Below are 20,054 nucleotides of genomic sequence, written 5' to 3'. Positions count from 1 at the left end.
CACGGTGGCCGGCCCGGCCGGTGTGACGGGTCACGGGGACGGGTGGGGTTTCCGGTCGGTGAGGGACTGTGCCCGGCGGCTCAGCGACTCGACCCGGTCGGTCAGTGCCCGTACCGCCTCCTCGTCGGCGTCGTCCAGGGTCGACAGCCGGTCGAGCAGGGCGGCATGGTCGGAGGTCAACTGCCGGTAGCGCTTGACGAAGGTGCTGTCGTCGCCGCCGCGCCGGCTGCTCAGCAGGGCGTACGTCGGGTCGAGGTCGATGATCTGCTGGGCCAGGCCGGCGGTGGCGGCGCTGAGCATGCTGCGGCTGTCGGTGCGTTCGTCGCGGCGGACCCGTCGGGCCGCCGCGAGCCGCCCGGCCCGCCGGCCACCGAAGTAGAGCCCGGATGCTCCGGCGACGACCCCGGTGACCGCCGCGGCGGCGAGCAGGAACCGGGGCAGCGACGGGCTGATCCTCCGCGCGCCGTCGGGCACGGTGCCGGCCTTGACCAGCCGGTCGTAGTTGACGGCGATGACCTTCACGGCCTCCAGCGGGCGGTCGACGAACGTGTCGATGCCCCGCCCGATGATCATCTCGGCCGCGGCGGCCTTGCCCAGGTTCTTCTTCTCGTACCCGGGCACCAGGGCGCAGCCGTAGGTGTCGTAGTCGTCGCCGTCGCGGCTGAGCACCAGCACGACGGTCCCGTCGGCGGCCCGGTGCACCTGCTTGCAGGTGTCCCGCAGGTCGGCCCCGGGGGAGCGCAGGATCACCACCAGCCGGCGGTTGCCGATGATCCGTTCTGCCTCGGCCCGGTCCACGTCGAGCCCCGGGTCGGCATAGAACGACGTGGTGCGCACGTGCCTGGCGATCGCGCCGTCCAGCGCCCCACCGCTCCACACCGCCCAGCCGGCCAGCACCAGGCAGGCCAGGACGGCCAGGCCGAACGGGGTGCCGAGCAGGCCGGCGACGCGTCCCTGCCACGAGCGGGCGGCGGTCTGCGGGGATACGGAACGTGTCATGACAGCCTGCCCCGCAGGTAGTTGTCCGGGCGGTAACTGGCGATGCCGACCTGGCGCGCGGTGTCGTCCAGCTCGGCCGCCGCCTCGTCGAGCAGGGTGCGGACGTGCCGGGCGGGCAGCTTCTCCTCCCACGCCGACCGGGCGGCCTGGAGTGCGACGATGCCCCGGGTCAGCGCCGGGTTGCTGCGGGCGTCGGTCAGCAGCGACACCTCGACGGCCAGCGCGGTCAACCCGGCCAGCCGGGTCGGCGTGGTGTCCCGCCGGCTGCCCAGCCGCCGGCCGGGCCGGCGCAACGACCGGGCCGACAGCACCATGAACGCCGCCACGCAGCCCGCGAAGAGCCACGGCAGCGCCGGCAGCGCCACCCGCAGCGGGTCGGCCGGCCGGTACGGCAGGGGCCGCTCGAACAGGCCCGCGTAGCGGATGTCGGTCACCCGGTTGAGGTAGACACCTAGCACGTTGCGCTGCGGATAGTCGGAGCGGCTGAGCACGCCGGCGAACTGGCCGTAGAAGCTCGCCCCGGCCAGCTCCGCGAAGTCCGCCGCGCCCGGCCCGTGGTATTCGATCCAGAGCCCGTACATCACCACGATCGGCCGGTCGGGGAACCGGGCGCTCAGGGCGGGGCCGTACCGGGGCAGGGGTTCGCCGTAGCGTTGCACGGGCAGCGCTACGTACCAGGCGCCGTCGGGGAAGGCGTTGCGGGCGGCGGCCTCGGGCACGTCGGTGAGGGTCGCGCCGGGCGCGATGTGCCGGCCGGTGGCCCGCAGGTCGGTCAGGACGGTGGTCAGCTCCGGCCCGCTCGGCTCGCGCCAGCGCAGCTCGTCCCGGTCGGCCGGGGTGGACTCCTTGCGTAGCGCGGTGATCAGGGCGATCAGCAGGTCGGTGACGTCCCCGGTGGCGAACTGTGCCCGCCAGGCGGGCAGCCGGTCGGAGCTGGCCTGGTAGAAACCGCCGCTGACCTCGGTGCCGATCACCCGGATCGTGGCGTTCTCCACGTCCCGGACCCGCTCCCGTCCGTCTTTGTCCAGGCCGGGCGGGGCGACCAGGATCCGGGTGTCGCCGGCCACCTCCCGGACCCGCTGCTCGTTCCAGTACGCCACCGAGCCGGGCAGGCGGACCACCGGCGCGGCGGCGACCAGCGCGGTCATCTCGTCCACCGACGGCACGGTGGCCCGGTCGGAGGTGCCGGCGCCGTCCGTGTCGACCCCGGCCGTCGACGCCGGTGACCGGCCGTAGCTGACGTCGATGCCCTGCTGCCGCTGGGCGACCAGGAAGACCACCAGGACGAGCACGGCGAGCCCGAGCAGCGTCCAACGCAGCGGCTCGGCCAGGCGGCGGTATCCGCGGGCGGTCACCGGTGCTCCCGCCACAGCCGGTCGGCCTGCCGGGCGTGCTCGGCCGCCGCCCGCGCCGCGTCGACCCCGCCGCGCCGGCCCGCGAGCGACTCGGCGCGGGTCAGCAGCCGTTCCGCCTCGGGCACCGGGCCCGGGGCCGCGTCCCGGCTGACGGCCGCGCTGTCGATCGCCGCGCGCGCGGCCGACCAGGCGGTCCGCCGCTGCTCCGCGTGGGCCCGCCGGTGCGGCAGCAGGCTGGTCGCCACGCCCGCGGTCACCAGCAGCACCGCGCCGGCCAGCCAGAACAGGGAGGGGTCTGCCATGGGCTCCAACCGTTCGCCGGGGTCCGGGGGACGGCCCCCGGGGGTGGTTCCGACCGAGTCTCGCCGATCGGGGCAACCCGCGCCACACGGCCCCCGACCAGGGCGGTTACCGCTGCGAAGGGTGGTGTGCCGGTGATCGTGAGTACGGGTGCTCATCCGGTGGCCGGCCCCGCCGACGATGATCGGGGCGTGCAGATGACGCGTACCCGAACCCTTCTCGGCGGTGTGCTGCTGGCGGCCGCGACGATCGGCACCTGGGCGGCCTGGCTGGGGTGGGAGAGCGGCTACTCGACGGATCCCCGCACCGGCGCGACCTCCGGTCCGTACGCGGTCTGGCAGGTGGTCGGCGCGGTGCTCACCCTGGTCGTGGTCGCCGCCGTCGCCGGCTGGCTGCTCAGCCCGGTGCTGGTGGCGCCGGTGATGACGGTGGCGTTCACGGCCGCCTGGTCGGGGCACGCGGCGGCGACCGACGACTCCGGGCTGTGGGTGGTGGGGGCGGTGCTGGTGTTCCTCGGCACCGGCCTCGGCAGCACCCTGGTCAGCCTCGGTGCCCACCTGTTCCGCCGACGCCGCACCCGGTGACCTGGCGGATTGCCGACAGGACGCCCGGGGCTCGCAGGGGGCACTGTTGACGCAGGTGGATGGCGGTGTGGCCGGGGAGGCGCGGCGCACCGGTCCGGCCGGCCGGCGGTGACCGTGCCCGGTCGCCACCGCCCGGTCCGGACAACGACGTCACCATCTCCGGCCGGCGGGCGTCGCGCCCGTCGACCGGGCCAGCAAGGAAGGAGGGGCCGCCATGGCCGCTCCCACCGTGACCGCCAGCCTCGACGCCTCGACCTACGCCCCGGGTGAGCCGATGACGCTCACCGTCGACTACGCCGACCCGGACACCCGGCCGGTGACCGTCACCATCGTGCTGACCGACCCGGACGGCAACAGCAGCGCCCCGGTGCGGGTCACCGCGGTCATCGACCCGCTCGGCGTCGAGATCGCCGACGACTCCGGCCGGGCCTGGACGATGGTCTCGGACACCGGGACGACCGCCGTGTACCGGGCGGTGGCCTGATGCCCCGGGTCACCGTGACCGTGCGTGACCAGGGCGGACGCACCGCCAGCGCGGCGGCCGACTACGCCCTGGCACCACCGGTGTGGGGTGGCTACTACCTGGCCGGCAACGCCGACCCGACGGGGGACATGGTGGGCGGGAACTTCCGTTCGCTGACCCAGTACCGCAGCCTCGCCGACGGCTACGTCTTCCCCGGCTACGGCATGACCTGGCTGCGCGACCTCGGGCGGGCCGGGGTCGCGGCGAACATGGTGCTGGAGCTGAAGCACTACGGCGCGGGCAGCCCCGGCGCGCAGACGTTCACCGTCGACGGGGTGACCTGGACCGTTCCCGCGCCGGCGATGACCATCCAGCAGCGTCCGGGCACCACCTGGCCCCGGGCGTACGGGTACGGCCAGGTGCTCGCCGGTCAGTGCGACGGGCTGCTCGCCCGCGCCCTGTCGCAGTACCGGACGCTGGGGTTCCCGGTGAACCTGCAACTCGCCTCGGAGCTGGACACCGACCACGAGTTCGGCACCACCGAGGCGGGTGTGTCGTTCACCTGGGCCGAGTCGGACGCCCGCGCGGTGCAGGCGCTGACCTACGTGGTGAACTGGTTGCGGGCCCGGGGCCTGCCCACCGGCACCACCTTCTCGGTCGGTTCGGGCGGCTTCGACCGGGCGGCCTTCCGGCGTACCCATCCGGAGGCGCTGATGTCCCGGGTGGATTTCCTCCAGTGGAACGTCTACGCGACCGACCCGGCGCACACCGCGTCGGGCCGGTTCCGCCGGACGCGGGACTGGGCGGTGACCGACCTCGGGCCGGTGGCACTCTCCCGACCGGTGATCATCGCGGAGTGGGGGGTGCAGGTGTCCGCCTTCCCCGACCAGGCGGCCTGGATCGCCACCGTGCCGGCGGCCCTGGCCCGGCTCAACGCCGAGCGGGGGCCCCGGATCGTGCGGGCGAACTACTTCAACTCCGGCTGGGGCACCCTGACGCCGAAGCAGCCGGGCCTGGCCGCCCTGCGTGCCGCGTACGCGACCAGGCCGTTCGGCTGAGACGCGGGCGTCTCAGCCGTCGCCGAGTTCGTGGGCGTACGCGTCGCGTAGTTGCGCCCAGCCGTGGTCGAGGGCGGCGCGGCCCCGGACCGGGCCGACCGGGTCGCCGGCGAGCAGCCGGTCGGCGACGTCGACGCAGAGGTGCCAGCCGGCGGCCACCATCGGCAGCGTGCCCCGGTCGGCGACGGTGTGCCACAGGGTGAGCCGGGTGCCGTCGGCGGTCGGGGTCAGCTCCCAGCGGAGCAGGTCCCCGCCCCAGGTGTGTTCCAGCAGGCGCGGTGCCTCGGCCCGGCGTACGGTGGCCGGCTGCGCGTCGGTCGTGTCGCCGTCGACCAGGGTGAGCACGACGTCGCCGGGGGTGCCGAGGTCGCGGTCGGCCAGGAACGGCGCCCACCCGGCCAACTGGGCCGGGTCGGTCAGCGCCGCCCAGACCCGCTGCGGTGGGTGCCGCAGTTCGCGGACGAAGCGCAGGGTCCACCGGCCGTCGGCGGGGACGGCGGTGACCTCGGCCGGTGGGCCGGGGCGCAACGGGGCAGGATCCATGGTCACTCCTTGTCGAGGTGACGCTCCAGGGCGTCGAGGTGGGTCTCCCACATCCGCCGGTACGGGGCCAGCCAGTCGTCCACCGCCCGCAGCCGACGCGGGTCGAGGCGGTAGATGCGGTGCTGGGCGACCGCGCGGCAGGAGACGAAGCCGGCTTCGCGGAGCACCCGCAGGTGTTTGGAGACGGCCGGCTGGCTCAGCTCCAGCGTGTCGACCAGCTCGCCGACGCTGCACTCGGCCCGGCGGAGCGTGTCGAGGATGCGGCGGCGGCTCGGCTCGGCCAGGACGGCGAAGGCGTCAACGGACACGCAGGCAATATGCCTGCACCGGCATATTGCTGTCAAGGCATATAGCTGGTCGGCGGGGCCCGAGCGGGTGCCCGCCCGGCTCCCTATGCTCGGAGAATGGAACTGCGGATCTTCACCGAGCCCCAGCAGGGCGCCACCTACGACCAACTGCTCACGGTGGCCCGCGCCGCCGAGGACGCCGGCTACGGCGCGTTCTTCCGCTCCGACCACTACCTGGCGATGGGGTCCTCCACCGGCGAACCCGGCCCGACCGACGCCTGGACCACCCTGGCCGGGCTGGCCCGGGACACCTCCCGGATCCGGCTCGGCACGCTGGTCACGGCGGCCACCTTCCGGCTGCCCGGCCCGCTGGCGATCACCGTCGCCCAGGTCGACCAGATGAGCGGCGGCCGGGTCGAGTTGGGCCTCGGCGCCGGCTGGTTCGCCGAGGAACACACCGCCTACGGCATCCCGTTCCCGCCGCTGGGCGAACGCTTCGACCGGCTGGAGGAGCAACTCGCCGTCATCACCGGGCTGTGGGAGACCCCGGCCGGCGAACGGTTCGACCACGCCGGCCGGTACTACCCGGTCGAGAACTCCCCGGCGCTGCCCAAGCCGGTGCAGCAGCCCCGCCCGCCGATCCTGCTCGGCGGCAAGGGACCCAAGCGCACCCCGCGCCTGGCCGCCCGCTACGCCGACGAGTTCAACCTGCCCTTCGTCTCGGTCGACGAGACGGTCGCCCAGTTCGGCCGGGTCCGCGCGGCCTGCGCCGAGGCGGGCCGCGACCCGGGCACCCTGCGCTGGTCCAACGCGCTGGTGCTCTGCTGCGGCCGGGACGACGCCGAGGTGGCCCGCCGGGCCGCCGTCATCGGCCGGGAACCGGCCGAACTGCGGCAGAACGGGGTCGCCGGCACCCCCGCCGAGGTGGTCGACACGATCGGCCGCTACGCCGAGGCCGGCAGCGAGCGGATCTACCTCCAGGTGCTCGACCTGGCCGACCTGGACCAGCTGGAACTGGTCGCCGCCGAGGTGATGCCCCAGCTGTGACCCCGGCGGCCACTGCGCCGGTGGCGGGCGGCCGGGCCGGTCAGCGGTGGCGGGCGTCCGGCTCGCGCACCACCGTGTCCAACCGGCCGTCCCGGTCGCTGTCCAGGTAGGTGATGTCCGGTACGCCGTCGCCGTCCAGGTCGACCTGGACCACGTCGGCGATCCCGTCACCGTCCAGGTCGGTCACCACCTGCGTCGAGCCGTCCAGGTGGTGGGTGACGATCGAGTGCGCCTCGTTCCGCGCCACCCGGGGGCCGGGCGTCGTGGTCGGCCCCGTCCGGTCCGGGTACGCCGACGGCGGGGCGCTCGCCGGCTCCAGGCCGACCCCGGTCGGGTCGATCTCCTCCTCGGACGGGTAGACGTCGCCGTGCAGGATCGGGTCGCGGTAGCTGCTCATCGCGCCATGGTTCCCCGCGGACCCCGCCGACAACCGTGCCGGACGGTGCACCGGACCACGCGGGTACAGTTCCGACGTGGTCGACACACTGGTGGGACACGCCCGCGCGGCACTCGACTCGGACGACCCGACCCGGCGTCGGGCGGCCCGCGACGGGCTGGCCGCCGAACCCGCCACCGGGGTCGACAGGTGAGCGGGGTGCCGCGGCACAACTGGGCCGGCAACGTCCACTACGCCGCCCGTGCCTTCCACGAGCCGACCACCCTCGACGAGCTGCGCCGGCTGGTCGCCGGCAGTGACCGGGTGCGGGCGGTCGGCAGCGGCCACTCGTTCAACCGGATCGGCGACACCACAGGCGACCTGGTCTCGCTGGCCGGGTTGCCATCCACCGTCGAGGTCGACCGGGAACGCGGCACCGTCACCGTCGCCGCCGGCCTGCGCTACGGGGACGTGGCCACCCGGCTGCACGAGCAGGGGCTGGCCCTGGCCAACCTCGCCTCGCTGCCGCACATCTCGGTGGCCGGCGCGGTCGCCACCGGCACCCACGGCTCCGGCGACGGCAACCGCAACCTGGCCGCCGCCGTGGCCGGCCTGGAACTGGTCACCGCCGACGGGGACGTGCTCACCGTGGACCGCTCCGCCGGTGACCGGTTCGCCGGCATGGTCGTGTCCCTCGGCGCGCTGGGCGTGGTCACCCGGGTCACCCTGGACGTGTTGCCCACCTTCACCGTCCGCCAGTACGTCCGCGAGGGCCTGCCCGTCGACGCGCTGGACGCGGCACTCGCCTCGGCGTACAGCGTCAGCGGGTTCACCACCTGGCGGTCGACCGACATCGACCAGGTCTGGCGCAAGCAGCTCGCCGACGCCCCGCCGCCGGAGCCGGACTGGCTCGGCACCACCCCCGCCGAGGGGCCGGCGCACCCGGTGCCCGGGATGGACCCGGTCAGCTGCACCCCGCAGTTCGGCGAGCCCGGCCCGTGGCACGAGCGGCTGCCGCACTTCCGGCTCGGCTTCCTGCCCAGCAGCGGCGACGAACTCCAGTCCGAGTACCACCTGCCCCGCTCGGCCGGGGCCGGGGCGCTGGCCGCGCTGGCCGGGATGCGGGAGCGGATCGCACCCGTGTTGCAGATCTGCGAGCTGCGCACCGTCGCCGCCGACGAACTGTGGCTGAGCCCCAACCAGGGGCGCGACACGCTGGCCGTGCACTTCACCTGGGTCGACGACGCGGCGGCGGTGCAGCCGGTGCTGGCCGAGGTCGAGGCCCGGCTCGCCCCGTTCGACCCCCGGCCGCACTGGGGCAAGGTCTTCACCCTCGACCCGGCCGTGGTCGCCGCCACCTTCCCCCGGTACGCCGACTTCGCCGCCCTGCTCACCGAGCTGGACCCGGCCGGGGTGTTCCGCACCGACCTGCTCGACCACTACTTCCCCCGCGCCTGACCACCCGACCGCAGCGGGCACCGGAAGTCGGGTCCGGTCGTTCCCGGCTGCCTGGCGTGGATCACGTGAGCGCAAGGAGAACAGATGCTGGAGCGGCTGAACGAGGCCCTGGCGTACGTGGAACGGCACCTCGACGAACCGATCGAGGTGGCCGACCTGGCACGGATCACCCTCACCTCGGAGTACCACTTCCGGCGGATGTTCTCGGCGCTGGCCGGGATGCCCCTGTCGGAGTACGTCCGCAGGCGGCGGCTCACCGTCGCGGCGGCCGAGGTGCTGGCCGGTGAGCGGACGTTGCTCGACGTCGCGGTCCGCCACGGGTACGGCTCGACCGAGGCGTTCACCAGGGCGTTCCGGGCGATGCACGGCATCGGGCCGGGTGAGGCGCGGCGTACCGGGGCCGTACTGCACTCCCAGCAGCGGTTGTCCTTCCGGCTCGTCGTCGAGGGCAGTGGCAGCATGCGGTACCGGGTGGTGGAGAAGCCGGCGTTGCGGCTGGTGGGCCGGCGGGCCCGGGTGCCCCTGGTGCACGAGGGGATGAACCCGGCGATCGTGGCGTTCATCAGGGGGATCCCGGCGGGGACGACGGCCCGGATCGAGGCCCTGTCCGACCAGGAGCCGGCGGGCATCGTCAACGTCAGCGACCTGCTCGGCGAGGACCGCTCCGAGGGCGTCGAACTGGATTACTGGTACGGCGTGGTGACCGGCGCGGACGCGCCGGACGACCTGGAGTCGCTCGACGTGCCGGCGGGGACCTGGGCGGTCTTCGCGTCCTCCGGGGAGTTCCCGGCGGCCGTGCAGCACCTGTGGCGGGACGTGTTCACCCAGTGGTTCCCGTCGAACCCCTACCGGAGCCGGCCGGGCCCGGAGATCTCCAGGGTCCGCATCGCGGCCGGCGGCACCCACGCCGACGCCGAGCTGTGGATTCCGGTGGAGCGGGCCGGCACCGCCTGACCGGGGCCGACGTCGCGGGGTCCGCGCGCTGCGGAGACCGCCTGCCTCGCCCCCGCCGCGCGCCCGGCCCTCAGCCGGCCGGGTGGGGCCGCAGGGTGCTGCGCTGCACGGCGCGGCTGATGTCGCTGGGGGAGACGATGCCGACGAGCCGGTCGCCCGTCACCACCAGGGCACGGCCGTCGGAGCACTCGCCGAGGCGGGGGAGCAGGTCGTTGAGCTGCTCCTCCGGCCGGGCCAGCACCAGGTCGTCGGCCCGGCAGGCGACCTCGGCCAGCGTGGTGGCGGCCCGGCGGTCGGGTGGCACGCCACGGACCCGGTCCAGGGTGACCAGGCCGACGGGCCGACCGTCCTCGGTCAACGGCAGCGCCGTGTGCCGGTAGGCGAACAGGTAGTGGTCGACGAAGTCGGCGACGGTCATCTCCGCCGACGCGGTCTGCGGCTGCGGGGTCATCACCTCACCGACCCGGACGCCGGTCAGCGCGCTGCCCAGCCGCGCCTGGCGCTCCTCCGTACCCGCCGCGCCGATCAGGAACCAGCCGATCAGGGCCAGCCAGAGCCCGCCCACCCCGTACCCGGCCAGGAACTGCCAGATGCCCAGGCCGATCAGCAGCACGCCGAGCACCCAGCCGGCGCGGGCGGCCACCACCGACGCCCTGGCCCGGTCGCCGGTGGCCTTCCACACGGCGGCACGCAGCAGCCGGCCCCCGTCGAGCGGGGCGGCCGGCAGGACGTTGAACACCGCCAGCAGCACGTTGATCCCGGCCAGCCAGGACACCGCGCCGAGCAGCAGCCCCTCCTGCCCGGCCAGCGCCAGCAGCACCGCGACCGCCCCGAAGAACACCCCGAGAAGCAGGCTGACCAGCGGGCCGACCCCGGAGATGCGTAGCTCCGCGCCCGGGTCGGAGGGCTCGCCACGCAGCTCGGCGACGCCGCCGAACAGCCACAGCGTGATCCCCTCCACCTGGAGGCCGTTGCGTTTCGCCACCACCGCGTGCGACACCTCGTGGGCCAGCAGGCCGACGAAGAAGACCACCGCCGCCGCGAGCCCGGCCAGCAGGTACGCCCAACCGGGCCGGTCGGGGTACGAACGGGGAAACTGGTTGGCCGACAGCACCCACGCGATCAGCACGAAGATGACCAGGACGCTCCAGTTGACCCCGACGGGTACCCCCGCGATCCGGCCAAGCCGGAAGCTCGCCCTCATGCCCCGCTCATACCCGGCGTCGCCGCGCCCATGCCAGGACGGCTGCCGTCGCGTCGGGTGCCGGCGTCCGGGCCCGGTCAGCTCGGGGCGCCCCAGATGGTGGCTGCCGTGGTGAAGGAGCGGGTTGACCGATCGGGAATAGTGGAAGGGGTGACGCTGATCGATGAGGGTGACGACCCGTACCGCTGGCTGGAGCAACTCGACGCGGAGCCGGCAGCCGCCTGGGTCCGCGAGCGCAACGCGGCGACCGTCGCGGCGCTGACCGGCGACGACGCGTTCGCGGCGGCGCAGGCCGAGATCCGGCAGGTGCTCGACGCCGACGACCGCATCCCGTACCCCGGCTGGCGCGGCGACGGGTTCTACTACGGCTTCTGGCGGGACGCGGCGCACCCCCGGGGGCTGTGGCGGCGTACCACGCTGGCGGAGTACCGGCGGCCCGAGCCGGCCTGGGACGTGCTGCTCGACCTGGACGCGCTGGCCGCCGCCGAGGACGAGAACTGGGTCTGGGGCGGGGTGACGGTGCTGCGGCCCGGCCACCGGCGCTGCCTGGTCAGCCTGTCGCGGGGCGGCAAGGACGCGGTGGTGGTCCGCGAGTACGACCTCGACACCCGCAGCTTCGTGCCCGACGGGTTCACCCTCGCCGAGGCCAAGAGCGACGTCACCTGGATCGACGTCGACCGGATCTACGTCGGCACCGACCTCGGCCCCGGCTCGCTGACCGTTTCCGGCTACCCGAGGGTGATCCGCCGGTGGCGGCGGGGCACCCCGTTGGGTGCGGCCGAGATCGTCTACGAGGGGCAGGCCGAGGACGTCTCCGCGTACGCCTCGCACGATCCGACACCCGGGTACGAACGGGACTTCGTCGGCCGCAGCCTGGACTTCTACCGGACCCGTAGTTTCCTGCTGACCCCCGACGGCGACCGGATCCCCGTCCCGGTGCCCGAGGACGCCCAGTGGGACGTGCACCGGCAGTGGCTGGTGATCCGGTTGCGGACCCCGTGGGAGGTCGCCGGGGTCACCCATCCGGCGGGGGCGCTGCTGGTGGCCCGGTTCGACGACTTCCTCGCCGGGGGCCGCGACCTCACCGTGCTGTTCGAGCCCGACGAGCGGACCGCGCTGAGCTACCACGTCTGGACCCGTAACCACCTGATCCTGGCCACCCTGGTCGACGTACGGCGGCGGTTGGAGGTGCTCACCCCCGACGGGTCGGGCTGGCGGCGGACGCCGTTGGCCGGGGTGTCGGCCGACGACGACACCTGGATCGTGGACACCGATCCGGACCTCGGCGACGACTACCTGATCGCCTCCACCGGCTACCTGCGGCCGCCGACGCTGCGGCTGGGCCGGGTCGGCGGGCCGGTCGAGACCCTCAAACGGGAGCCGGCGTTCTTCGACACCACCGGGCTGACCGTGCGCCAGTTCTTCGCCACCTCGGCCGACGGGACCCGGGTGCCCTACACCGTGGTCGGCCCCCCGACGGCGTCCGCCGGGCCGACCCTGCTCACCGGGTACGGCGGGTTCGAGATCTCGCTGACGCCGCACTACGACGGGGTGATCGGCCGGGGTTGGCTGGCCCGGGGCGGCAGCTACGTGGTGGCGAACATCCGGGGCGGCGGGGAGTACGGCCCGCGCTGGCACCGGGCGGCGCTGCGCGAGAACCGCCCCCGGGCGTACGAGGACTTCGCCGCCGTCGCCGCCGACCTGGTGGCCCGGGGGATCACCACCGCGCCGCAGCTCGGCGTCGAGGGCGGCAGCAACGGCGGGCTGCTGATGGGGGCGATGCTGACCCGTTGTCCGACGCTGGTCGGCGCGGTGGTGGCGAACGTGCCGCTGCTGGACATGCGCCGCTACCACCTGCTGCTCGCCGGGGCGTCCTGGACGGCCGAGTACGGCGACCCGGACGACCCGGACGACTGGGCGTTCCTGCGGGAGTACTCGCCGTACCACAACGTGCGGGCCGGGGTGACGTACCCGCCGGTCCTGTTCGTCACCTCGACCCGGGACGACCGGGTGCACCCGGGGCACGCCCGGAAGATGGCCGCGCTGCTGGCCGAGCACGGCCACGACGTGTCGTACTACGAGAACGTGGAGGGTGGGCACGGCGCGGCGAGCAACAACGAGCAGCGGGCGTTCCTGTCGGCGCTGACGTTGCGTTTTCTGTGGCGGCGACTGGGCGGTCGGTGAAGGCACGCCGGGCCCGGGGTGTCCCGGTCTCTTCCGGGGACGAAGGCGGCTGCCCGCAGGGGCAACCCGGACTGCCCGCAGGACCGGCCGGCGACCGGGGGACGGACCGGCAGATCCGGTGCACGCTGGTGCGGACCCGCCCACCGACCGGGAGACAGGCGTGTATCCGCATCAGGACGTCCAGCCGGCGCCATGGCAACACACGTTCGCCACCACCTTCGCCTGGCTCGCCGAGCACGAGCCGGCGTACTTCCAGCGCCTCACCTGGGCCGAGACCCAGCAGAACCCCACCTGCCTGGCGATGTTCCATGCCTGGGCCGACGAGCAGGCCGCCCACACCGGCGTCGACCAGCTGCGCCGTAGCCTGGCCACGATCACGCTGCTCCAGCAGCACGCCAGTGGGCAGCTGGACCGGGACCACCTCGTCGTCGCGCTGGTGGAGACCGTCCGGCCGCCGTGGGTCGACCACCCCCTGGCGACGGCGTTCGGGGAGGTCGATCCGACGCTCGTCGCGGAGTTCGCCCAGCTCGACGACATGTTCGCGCTGGTCGCCCGGTTGACGCAGGTGTTCGAGGCAGACACCGGGTTCACGTTCGCCCTCTGGTCGGTGGCCGCCGAGGCCCTCGCCGGCGAGGTCGCCGGGGCGTACCTGCCGTACTTCGCCGCAGCGTGCGACGAGCACCTGCGGCAGTGGTATCTGACCGCCACCGTCGCGCAACCGGACCTGCCCGGCCAGCTTGGGGGCCCGGCACCTGACGGCGGCGACCAGCCGGCGACCCGGTGGCTGGACTACCTGGACCCCGACCAGTTCCCGCAGGTGCTGGCGGACTGCCCGGACCTCGCCGCCGACATCGCCGACTACAACACGCAGGTGTACGCGTTCAATCTGGCCGGGCCGTACCAGGAGGAGTACCGGTCGTCGGTGCATGGTGCCATGGCCCGCGTGCTGGCCTGGTACGCCCACCGGCAACCGGTGATCCTGGGTCGCCTCCAGGCGTTCGTCGGGCCGCAGGGGCAGCCCGACGATCCGGCGACCGCCCATCTGCTGGCCCTCGCCCCGCAGTGGGAGCAGCTCCGCCAGACCTGCGGGCTTCTCACCGCCGCCCTCGAACCCGACTTCACCGGATATCCGCCGGCCCAGCCGTTACCGGTCCGGGAACAGATCGCGGCGGCGGCGCGGGCCCGGCTGGCGGCCAGGGAGAGCCAACCGGGCGGTGCGGAACCGCCGGGACCGGTCGGGGTGCCGAGAGCCGTCGAGGTGCCGCGTCCACCATCGCGCCGGCCCGAACGGGACGAGCAGGGCGAACGGCCGGCTCCGGGTGGCATCACCGACGAGCAGTGGCGGCAGATCGCGGCGATCCTGCCGGGCGGCAACTCGCAGCGGAGCCGGCGGTACGACCTCCGGCTGATCGTGGAAGGGATCCACCACCACAAACGCACCGGCTGCGCCTGGTTGAACATGCCGGGGCACTATCCACCCGCGCGGACCCTCACCAAGTACCAGTCGACCTGGGAGGGTGACGGCACCATGCGCCTGATCGAGGCGATCCTGGGCTAGCTGGACGGCAGGTGCTCCCGGCGGCACGGGTGGCGGTGAGGGTGCGTCGCCCGGCGGGGCGGTGCTGGGTCAGCGGCGGGACGGGGTGCCCGCCGTCGCCGGGGCCTGCGCCATCCGGGTCGCCCAGTCCAGGGCGTAGTCGGCGACCGCCTCCCAGCCCGGCTCACCCACCGTGAAGTGCGAGCGGCCGGGGAACTCGTGGTACGCGGTGACCGCCCGCGACTTCTGGTAGAGCCCGGCGTTCGCCTTGACCAGCGACGGCGGGGCCACGTGGTCCTGGCCGCCGGCGATCAGCAGCAGCGGCGGCCGGTCGTCGCGGCCGGTGTCGACCGTCGCGGCGGAGTGCGGGTCGAGGTTGGCGAACGCCCCCTCGAACAGCACGTGTCCGGCGGCCGGGACGGCGTAGCGCCGCCAGGCCCGGTCGGAGTCGTCCGGTTGGAGCGTGTTGCCGAAGGCGTACCGGAACTCGTCCGGGCTGATCTGCACCCCCCGGTGCCGGTTGACCGGGCTGCGCAGCACCGGGTACGACGCCCGCAGCGTGCTGATCGGCAGCCGGAGCACCCCCTTGACCGGGGCGGACGCGACCGCCACGACGGCCGCGCCGAGCTGCCGGTCGGCGAGCACCTGGGCGACCAGCCCGCCGAACGAGTGGCCGATCACGATCGGTGCGCCGGGCAGCTCGCGGATCACCGTCGTGTAGTGGTCGATGATCTGGCGCAGGGTGGTGCCGGCGATGGTGCCGGGGTCGGCGCGTAGTGCGGTCACCTCCCGGTCGAAGCCGGGCCAGGCGGGGGCGAGCACCCGGAACCCGCGTGCTTCGTACCGCTCCGCCCAGCCCTCCCAACTGCGTGGTGTCATCCACAGCCCGTGCACGAACACCACCGTGTCGACCCGCCCCTCCGACGCGTTCCCCATGCGGTCCTCCCCGACCTCGCCCCGACCGCGGCGGCATACCCACCTTCCACCGCCCGATGCCCCGCGCCGGGGGCCTGCAGGCATACGACTTTCCTTCGGAACGGACACCGGGTGCGACACCGCTGACATTTGTCACGGGTGGAAGGTGACGGGCGGGCCGGGAAAGGGCGGGCCGGCCGGCGCACGCTCGGTGGCATGACCAGTGAGTGTCCGGCCGTCGCACTGCGCGGCCTGCGGAAGAGCTTCGGGCCGGTGACCGCCGTCGACGGGCTCGACCTGACCATCCACCCGGGCGAGGTGGTGGCCTTCCTCGGCCCCAACGGCGCCGGCAAGACCACCACGATCGACATGCTGCTCGGCCTGGCCCGCCCCGACGCCGGGGAGGTCCGGCTGCTGGGCGGTACCCCCGCCGAGGCCGTCCGCCACGGCCGGGTCGCCGCCGTCATGCAGAGCGGCGGCCTGCTCAAGGATCTCACCGTCGCCGAGACGGTACGGATGACCGCGTCCTTCTTCGGCCGGACCCGGCCGGTCACCGAGGTGCTGACCCGGGCCGGGATCGCCGACCTGGCCGACCGGCTCGTCGGCAAGTGCTCCGGGGGCCAGCAGCAGCGGCTGCGGTTCGCGCTGGCCCTGCTCTCCGACCCGGACGTGATGGTCCTCGACGAGCCGACCACCGGCATGGACGTCGAGGGCCGACGCGACTTCTGGCAGGCGATCCGCGCCGACGCCCGATCCGGCCGCACCATCATCTTCGCCACCCACTACCTCGACGAGGCCGACGCGTACGCCGACCGGATCGTGCTGGTCCGGCAGGGCCGGGTGGTGGCCGACGGCACCACCGCGCAGATCAAGAACCTGGCCGCCGGCCGGGTCGTCCGGGCCACCCTCCCCGACGCCGACCAGTCCGGCCTGGCCGCGCTGCCCGGCGTGGAGGCCGTCGAGGTACGCGGCGACGCCGTGCTGATCCGCACCGGCGACTCGGACGCCGTCGCCAGGCACCTGCTCACCCGTACCGCCGCCCGGGACCTGGAGATCACCTCCCGCAACCTGGAGGACGCCTTCCTGGCCCTGACCGCCACCGACGCCACCCCCGCCGAAACCACCCCCACCGCGACCGTTGGAGCCTGAGATGACCACCCCGACCCTCACCACCGCCACCACGGACCGCCGGCCGCCGGCCCTCGGCGGGTTCTCCCCGGCGGTGCTGCTGATCGAGATGCGCCGGGTGCTGCGCAACCGGCGGACCCTGCTGTTCACCATGGTCATGCCGGCGGTGTTCTTCCTGCTGTTCGGCCTCCCGCAGCGCGGCGAGACGCTGCCCAACGGCCGGCAGGTGCTCGCCTGGATCATGGTCAGCCTCGCCGTCTACGGGGCGATGGTCGCCACCACCAGCGCGGGCGCGGCGGTCGCCACCGAACGGGCCCTGGGCTGGAGCCGTCAGCTCCGGCTCACCCCGCTGCACCCGGCCGCGTACGTCGCCACGAAGGTCGCCACCGCGATGGTGCTCGGGCTGGTCGCGGTCGTGATCGAGTTCGCGGTCGGAGCCGCCGCCGGGGTCCGGCTGCCGGTGTCCGTCTGGCTGCTGGCCGGGGCGGCGGCCTGGCTCGGCTCGCTGGTCTTCGCCGCGCTGGGGCTGCTCATCGGCTACCTCGGCCCGGCCGAGAACGTCATGCAGTTCATGGGGCCGGTGCTCGCCCTGCTCGCCATGTTCGGCGGCCTGTTCCTGCCGGTGGAGATGCTGCCCGAGGTGATGCAGCGGATCGCCCAGTTCACCCCCGTGTGGGGGGTGGGTCAACTGGCCCGCGCGCCGCTGACCGGTGACCCGGTGACCGTCGGGGTGCTCGTCAACGTGCTCGGCTGGACGGCGGGCTTCGCCCTCGGCGCGGCCCGGTTGTTCCGCCGCGACACCCAGCGGGTCTGAGCCGTGACCCGGCACCGGCGGGCCCGGACACCGGCCGGCGCGGACTAGCGTGGACCCGGTGGACCTCCCGTTCGATCGGCCGTCGCCGGTGACCCGCCGCTGGCGGGTCACCGGCTGGCTGCTCGCCGGGGTCTGGCTGTTCTTCCTCAACATCCCGCTGCTCACCGCCGTACACCAGGCACAACCCTGGCGGCGGGCGGTGGGGGTGGGCACCCTGGTCGTGTTCGGCGTGCTCTACGTGCTGATCTTCCAGTGGGCGCGCGCCCTGCGCCAGGCGCACCGGCCGATCCCGGCCGGCCGGGCGCGGGCGTCGGTGGGACTGCTGCTCGCGCTGGGCCTGGCCGGCATCCCCGGCACCGCGGGGGACTGGCTGACCACCCTGGTCTTCGTCGCGGCGGCGGCGGTGTTCCTGCTGCCCCCGGTGGACGCCCTGGTGGTGGTCGTGCTGAGCGCGCTGACCCCACCGGTCGCCGCCGCGCTGGTGCCCGGCTGGGAGGCGGAGAGCACCGTCGTCTTCGCGGTGTTGCTCGCCTCGTTCGCCATGTTCGGGGTGAGCCGGCTGGCGCAGCGCAACGGCGAACTGCGGGCCGCCCAGGCCGAGATCCGCCGGCTCGCGGTCGCCGAGGAACGCGCCCGCACCGCCCGCGACCTGCACGACATCCTCGGGCACTCGCTGACCGTGGTGGCGGTCAAGGCGGAGCTGGCCGGGCGGCTGCTGGAGCTGGACCCGGCCCGCGCCGGCACCGAGATCGCCGACGTCGAGCGGCTGGCCCGGCAGGCGCTGGCCGACGTGCGACGTACCGTCGGGGCGTACCGGGAGATCAGCCTGAGCGGCGAGCTGGCCGGCGCCCGGACGGCGCTGGCGGCGGCGGGCATCGTCGGTGACCTTCCGGACGACCTGCCGGCGCTGCCGGCGGCGCGGGAGGAACTGTTCGGCTGGGCGGTCCGGGAGGGAGTGACGAACGTGGTGCGGCACAGCGGCGCGCGGCGGTGCGTGATCCGGGTCCACCCGGACCGGGTGGAGATCGCCGACGACGGGCGCGGGCCGGCCGGCGACGGCATGCCCGGGCCGCAGCCGCCCGGCGACGGCGGGCACGGGCTGCTCGGCCTGCGGGAACGCAGCCGGCGGCTCGACGGCACCGTGACGGTCGGCCGACGGCCGGACGGCATCGGGTTCCTGCTGCGGGTCACCGTGCCGGTGGAGCAGCGGTGAACGACCCGATCCGGCTGCTGCTCGCCGACGACCAGGCGCTGGTCCGGGGCGCACTGGCCGCGCTGCTGTCGCTCGAACCGGATCTGGACGTGGTGGCCGAGGTGGGTCGGGGTGACGAGGTGGTGGACGCGGCCCGCCGCACCCGTCCGGACGTGGCGCTGCTCGACGTGGAGATGCCGGGGCTGGACGGCATCGCCGCGACCGCCGCGCTGCGGGCCGCGCTGCCCGGCTGCCGGGTGCTGGTGGTCACCACCTTCGGTCGGCCCGGCTACCTGCGGCGGGCGATGGAGGCCGGGGCGGGCGGCTTCGTGGTCAAGGACACCCCGGCCCGGCAGCTCGCCGACGCGGTCCGCCGGGTGCACGCCGGGCTGCGGGTGGTCGACCCGGCGCTGGCGGCGGAGACCCTCGCGGCCGGGACGAGCCCGCTGACCGAACGGGAGACGGCGGTGCTGCGGGCGGCCCGGGGCGGTGGCACGGTGGCCGACCTGGCGGCGGCGCTGCACCTGTCCGAGGGGACGGTCCGCAACCACCTGTCGGCGGCGATCGGCAAGACCGGCGCCCGCAACCGGGCCACCGCCGTCCGGCTCGCCGAACAGAACGGCTGGCTGCTCGGCGACTGAACCGGTGCCGGTCGCGGGGTGGGGCGGCCGGGCTCAGGACGTGGTCAGGGCGTCGACGACGACCAGTTCGGTGCCGGGGCGGACCTCGTCGAGGAGGGTCTGCTGGGCGGTGCGGGTCAGCCGGATGCAGCCGTTGGTGACGTCCTCGCCGAGCGTGTCGTCGTCCTGCCAGGTGTGCAGGCCGATGTGCGCGCCCCGCAGCCCGGTGGGCACCGCCTCCGGGTCGTCGGGGACCGCGCCGAGGGCGAAGACGTCCACCCCGCCGTAGACCGGTTCGGGGGGTGGCGTGGTGCCGAGGATGAAGGTGCGGCCGAGGGGAGTCTCCTGGCCGGGCTGGCCGAGGCTGACCGACCAGGTGTGCACCGGTTGGCCGTGCCGGTACCAGGTGAGGCGGTGGGTGCGCCGCTGCACCACGATCTGGTCCCGCAGCACGACGGAACTCCAGCCCCCCTCGGGTAGCCAGGCCAGTCGACGGTTCGCCGAGGGCAGCAGGACCGCCGTCCAGCCGGTGCGCCGTTGCACCACCGGCATGGTCAGCTCCACCCCGCTGATGCTGGGGGCGAGCAGGGCGCGGGGGCGTCCGCCCGGTGCGTCGTACGCGGCGATGTTCCGGGTCGGGGTGACGCCCTCGGTCAACGGGGTGACGTCCAGCGGGTGCGGGTCGGCCGGGAAACCGGCGGGGGCCGGGTCGTAGTCGATCACGGGCAGTCCGGGCGGGGCCGGCGCGGCGGGCGGCACGGTCTCGTCCTCCTGCGGGACGGCCACGGTCGGTGGCGGGGCCCCCCGGCGGGTCGGGGTGGGCGCGTCGTAGCGCAGCGCCACCCCGACGAGCAGGGCCAGCACCAGCAACGCCGGTACGCAGGCGACGGCGACGAGCGGCCCCCGGCCCCACCGTTCGATCATCCGGTCAAAAGCCACGAAACAACTCTAATGGGTAGGTAGCTCCGCCCGGTGTGAATCGTCCGGACGGGCCGACGGTCCCCGACCCGCCCCCGCCGGGACGCCGTACGCCGGG

21 protein-coding genes are annotated in these 20,054 nt (G+C 74.5%); 12 read left to right on the top strand and 9 right to left on the bottom strand.

The window, feature by feature from the left end:
• Positions 1–30 precede the first annotated feature (30 nt).
• Genes JQN84_RS18085 through JQN84_RS18075 form a run of 3 tightly spaced genes read right to left on the bottom strand, consistent with a single transcriptional unit; the run spans position 31 to position 2,656 of the window.
• Positions 31–999, bottom strand: a complete 969-nt coding sequence (locus tag JQN84_RS18085) for a hypothetical protein (RefSeq protein WP_204959500.1) — start codon at positions 997–999, stop codon at positions 31–33.
• On the bottom strand, positions 996–2,354 hold the full coding sequence (locus JQN84_RS18080) for a hypothetical protein (RefSeq protein WP_204959499.1): 1,359 nt from the start codon (positions 2,352–2,354) through the stop codon (positions 996–998). The genes JQN84_RS18085 and JQN84_RS18080 overlap by 4 nt, the downstream gene beginning before the upstream one ends.
• Positions 2,351–2,656 carry a DUF6403 family protein gene (locus JQN84_RS18075; protein ID WP_204959498.1) on the bottom strand — a complete coding sequence of 102 codons (306 nt, stop codon included), beginning with the start codon at positions 2,654–2,656 and terminating at the stop codon, positions 2,351–2,353. The genes JQN84_RS18080 and JQN84_RS18075 overlap by 4 nt, the downstream gene beginning before the upstream one ends.
• A 195-nt stretch (positions 2,657–2,851) precedes the next feature.
• On the opposite strand from JQN84_RS18075, the gene JQN84_RS18070 reads away from it, so the two are divergent.
• The 3 genes from JQN84_RS18070 to JQN84_RS18060 all read left to right on the top strand — a co-directional run bounded on the left by JQN84_RS18070 (position 2,852) and on the right by JQN84_RS18060 (position 4,759).
• The gene (locus JQN84_RS18070) at positions 2,852–3,238 is read left to right on the top strand and encodes a hypothetical protein (protein ID WP_204959497.1); all 387 of its coding nucleotides are present in this window, start codon (positions 2,852–2,854) and stop codon (positions 3,236–3,238) included.
• A 214-nt stretch (positions 3,239–3,452) separates the two neighbouring features.
• A complete protein-coding gene (locus tag JQN84_RS18065) occupies positions 3,453–3,722 on the top strand; it encodes a hypothetical protein (protein ID WP_204959496.1) in 270 nt (89 codons plus the stop codon).
• Positions 3,722–4,759 (top strand): hypothetical protein, encoded by a 1,038-nt coding sequence (locus tag JQN84_RS18060; RefSeq protein WP_204959495.1) that lies wholly within the window; start codon positions 3,722–3,724, stop codon positions 4,757–4,759. Before JQN84_RS18065 ends, JQN84_RS18060 begins: the two co-directional genes overlap by 1 nt.
• 12 nt (positions 4,760–4,771) lie before the next feature.
• On the opposite strand, the gene JQN84_RS18055 is transcribed toward JQN84_RS18060, so the two are convergent.
• The gene (locus tag JQN84_RS18055) at positions 4,772–5,302 is read right to left on the bottom strand and encodes an SRPBCC family protein (RefSeq protein ID WP_204959494.1); all 531 of its coding nucleotides are present in this window, start codon (positions 5,300–5,302) and stop codon (positions 4,772–4,774) included.
• A gap of 2 nt (positions 5,303–5,304) precedes the next feature.
• Complete coding sequence (locus tag JQN84_RS18050) at positions 5,305–5,610, bottom strand: ArsR/SmtB family transcription factor (RefSeq protein WP_204959493.1); 306 nt, start codon at positions 5,608–5,610, stop codon at positions 5,305–5,307.
• 96 nt (positions 5,611–5,706) lie between these two features.
• Between JQN84_RS18050 and JQN84_RS18045 the strand changes: the two genes are divergently transcribed.
• Positions 5,707–6,636 carry an LLM class F420-dependent oxidoreductase gene (locus tag JQN84_RS18045; protein ID WP_204959492.1) on the top strand — a complete coding sequence of 310 codons (930 nt, stop codon included), beginning with the start codon at positions 5,707–5,709 and terminating at the stop codon, positions 6,634–6,636.
• Positions 6,637–6,676: 40 nt separating this feature from the next.
• Here JQN84_RS18045 and JQN84_RS18040 read toward each other — a convergent pair whose 3' ends face one another.
• Entirely contained in the window at positions 6,677–7,033 is a 357-nt protein-coding gene (locus JQN84_RS18040) for a hypothetical protein (RefSeq protein ID WP_204959491.1), read from the bottom strand.
• A 198-nt stretch (positions 7,034–7,231) separates the two neighbouring features.
• Between JQN84_RS18040 and JQN84_RS18035 the strand changes: the two genes are divergently transcribed.
• The gene (locus JQN84_RS18035; RefSeq protein ID WP_307821314.1) at positions 7,232–8,470 is read left to right on the top strand and encodes an FAD-binding protein; all 1,239 of its coding nucleotides are present in this window, start codon (positions 7,232–7,234) and stop codon (positions 8,468–8,470) included.
• A gap of 84 nt (positions 8,471–8,554) precedes the next feature.
• A complete protein-coding gene (locus JQN84_RS18030) occupies positions 8,555–9,424 on the top strand; it encodes an AraC family transcriptional regulator (protein ID WP_204959489.1) in 870 nt (289 codons plus the stop codon).
• Positions 9,425–9,494: 70 nt separating this feature from the next.
• On the opposite strand, the gene JQN84_RS18025 is transcribed toward JQN84_RS18030, so the two are convergent.
• Entirely contained in the window at positions 9,495–10,628 is a 1,134-nt protein-coding gene (locus tag JQN84_RS18025; RefSeq protein WP_204959488.1) for a site-2 protease family protein, read from the bottom strand.
• Between the two features lie 150 nt (positions 10,629–10,778).
• Between JQN84_RS18025 and JQN84_RS18020 the strand changes: the two genes are divergently transcribed.
• Together JQN84_RS18020 and JQN84_RS32310 are read left to right on the top strand one after the other, a co-directional pair.
• Positions 10,779–12,812: a prolyl oligopeptidase family serine peptidase gene (locus JQN84_RS18020; protein WP_307821294.1), complete on the top strand. Its 2,034-nt coding sequence runs from the start codon at positions 10,779–10,781 to the stop codon at positions 12,810–12,812.
• A gap of 160 nt (positions 12,813–12,972) precedes the next feature.
• Positions 12,973–14,370: a transposase gene (locus tag JQN84_RS32310; protein WP_204959486.1), complete on the top strand. Its 1,398-nt coding sequence runs from the start codon at positions 12,973–12,975 to the stop codon at positions 14,368–14,370.
• Positions 14,371–14,439: 69 nt separating this feature from the next.
• On the opposite strand, the gene JQN84_RS18010 is transcribed toward JQN84_RS32310, so the two are convergent.
• Complete coding sequence (locus tag JQN84_RS18010; RefSeq protein WP_204959485.1) at positions 14,440–15,285, bottom strand: alpha/beta hydrolase; 846 nt, start codon at positions 15,283–15,285, stop codon at positions 14,440–14,442.
• A 195-nt stretch (positions 15,286–15,480) separates the two neighbouring features.
• On the opposite strand from JQN84_RS18010, the gene JQN84_RS18005 reads away from it, so the two are divergent.
• From JQN84_RS18005 to JQN84_RS17990, 4 genes are read left to right on the top strand one after another with little or no spacing between them, the layout of a single operon-like run.
• The gene (locus JQN84_RS18005) at positions 15,481–16,413 is read left to right on the top strand and encodes an ABC transporter ATP-binding protein (protein WP_204959484.1); all 933 of its coding nucleotides are present in this window, start codon (positions 15,481–15,483) and stop codon (positions 16,411–16,413) included.
• A gap of 1 nt (position 16,414) precedes the next feature.
• Positions 16,415–17,206, top strand: a complete 792-nt coding sequence (locus JQN84_RS18000; protein WP_204959483.1) for an ABC transporter permease — start codon at positions 16,415–16,417, stop codon at positions 17,204–17,206.
• A gap of 58 nt (positions 17,207–17,264) precedes the next feature.
• Entirely contained in the window at positions 17,265–18,419 is a 1,155-nt protein-coding gene (locus tag JQN84_RS32305) for a sensor histidine kinase (RefSeq protein ID WP_204959482.1), read from the top strand.
• Positions 18,416–19,039: a response regulator transcription factor gene (locus tag JQN84_RS17990; RefSeq protein WP_307821293.1), complete on the top strand. Its 624-nt coding sequence runs from the start codon at positions 18,416–18,418 to the stop codon at positions 19,037–19,039. Before JQN84_RS32305 ends, JQN84_RS17990 begins: the two co-directional genes overlap by 4 nt.
• 33 nt (positions 19,040–19,072) lie before the next feature.
• Here JQN84_RS17990 and JQN84_RS17985 read toward each other — a convergent pair whose 3' ends face one another.
• Positions 19,073–19,957: a L,D-transpeptidase gene (locus JQN84_RS17985; RefSeq protein WP_307821291.1), complete on the bottom strand. Its 885-nt coding sequence runs from the start codon at positions 19,955–19,957 to the stop codon at positions 19,073–19,075.
• Between the last annotated feature and the right edge of the window lie 97 nt (positions 19,958–20,054).

The sequence above is a fragment of the Micromonospora humidisoli genome, from assembly GCF_016900955.1.
GTDB classification, from domain to species: domain Bacteria; phylum Actinomycetota; class Actinomycetes; order Mycobacteriales; family Micromonosporaceae; genus Micromonospora; species Micromonospora wenchangensis.
Note: the sequence above shows the minus strand (reverse complement) of the source record. Positions and strands in the feature narration are given on the sequence as shown.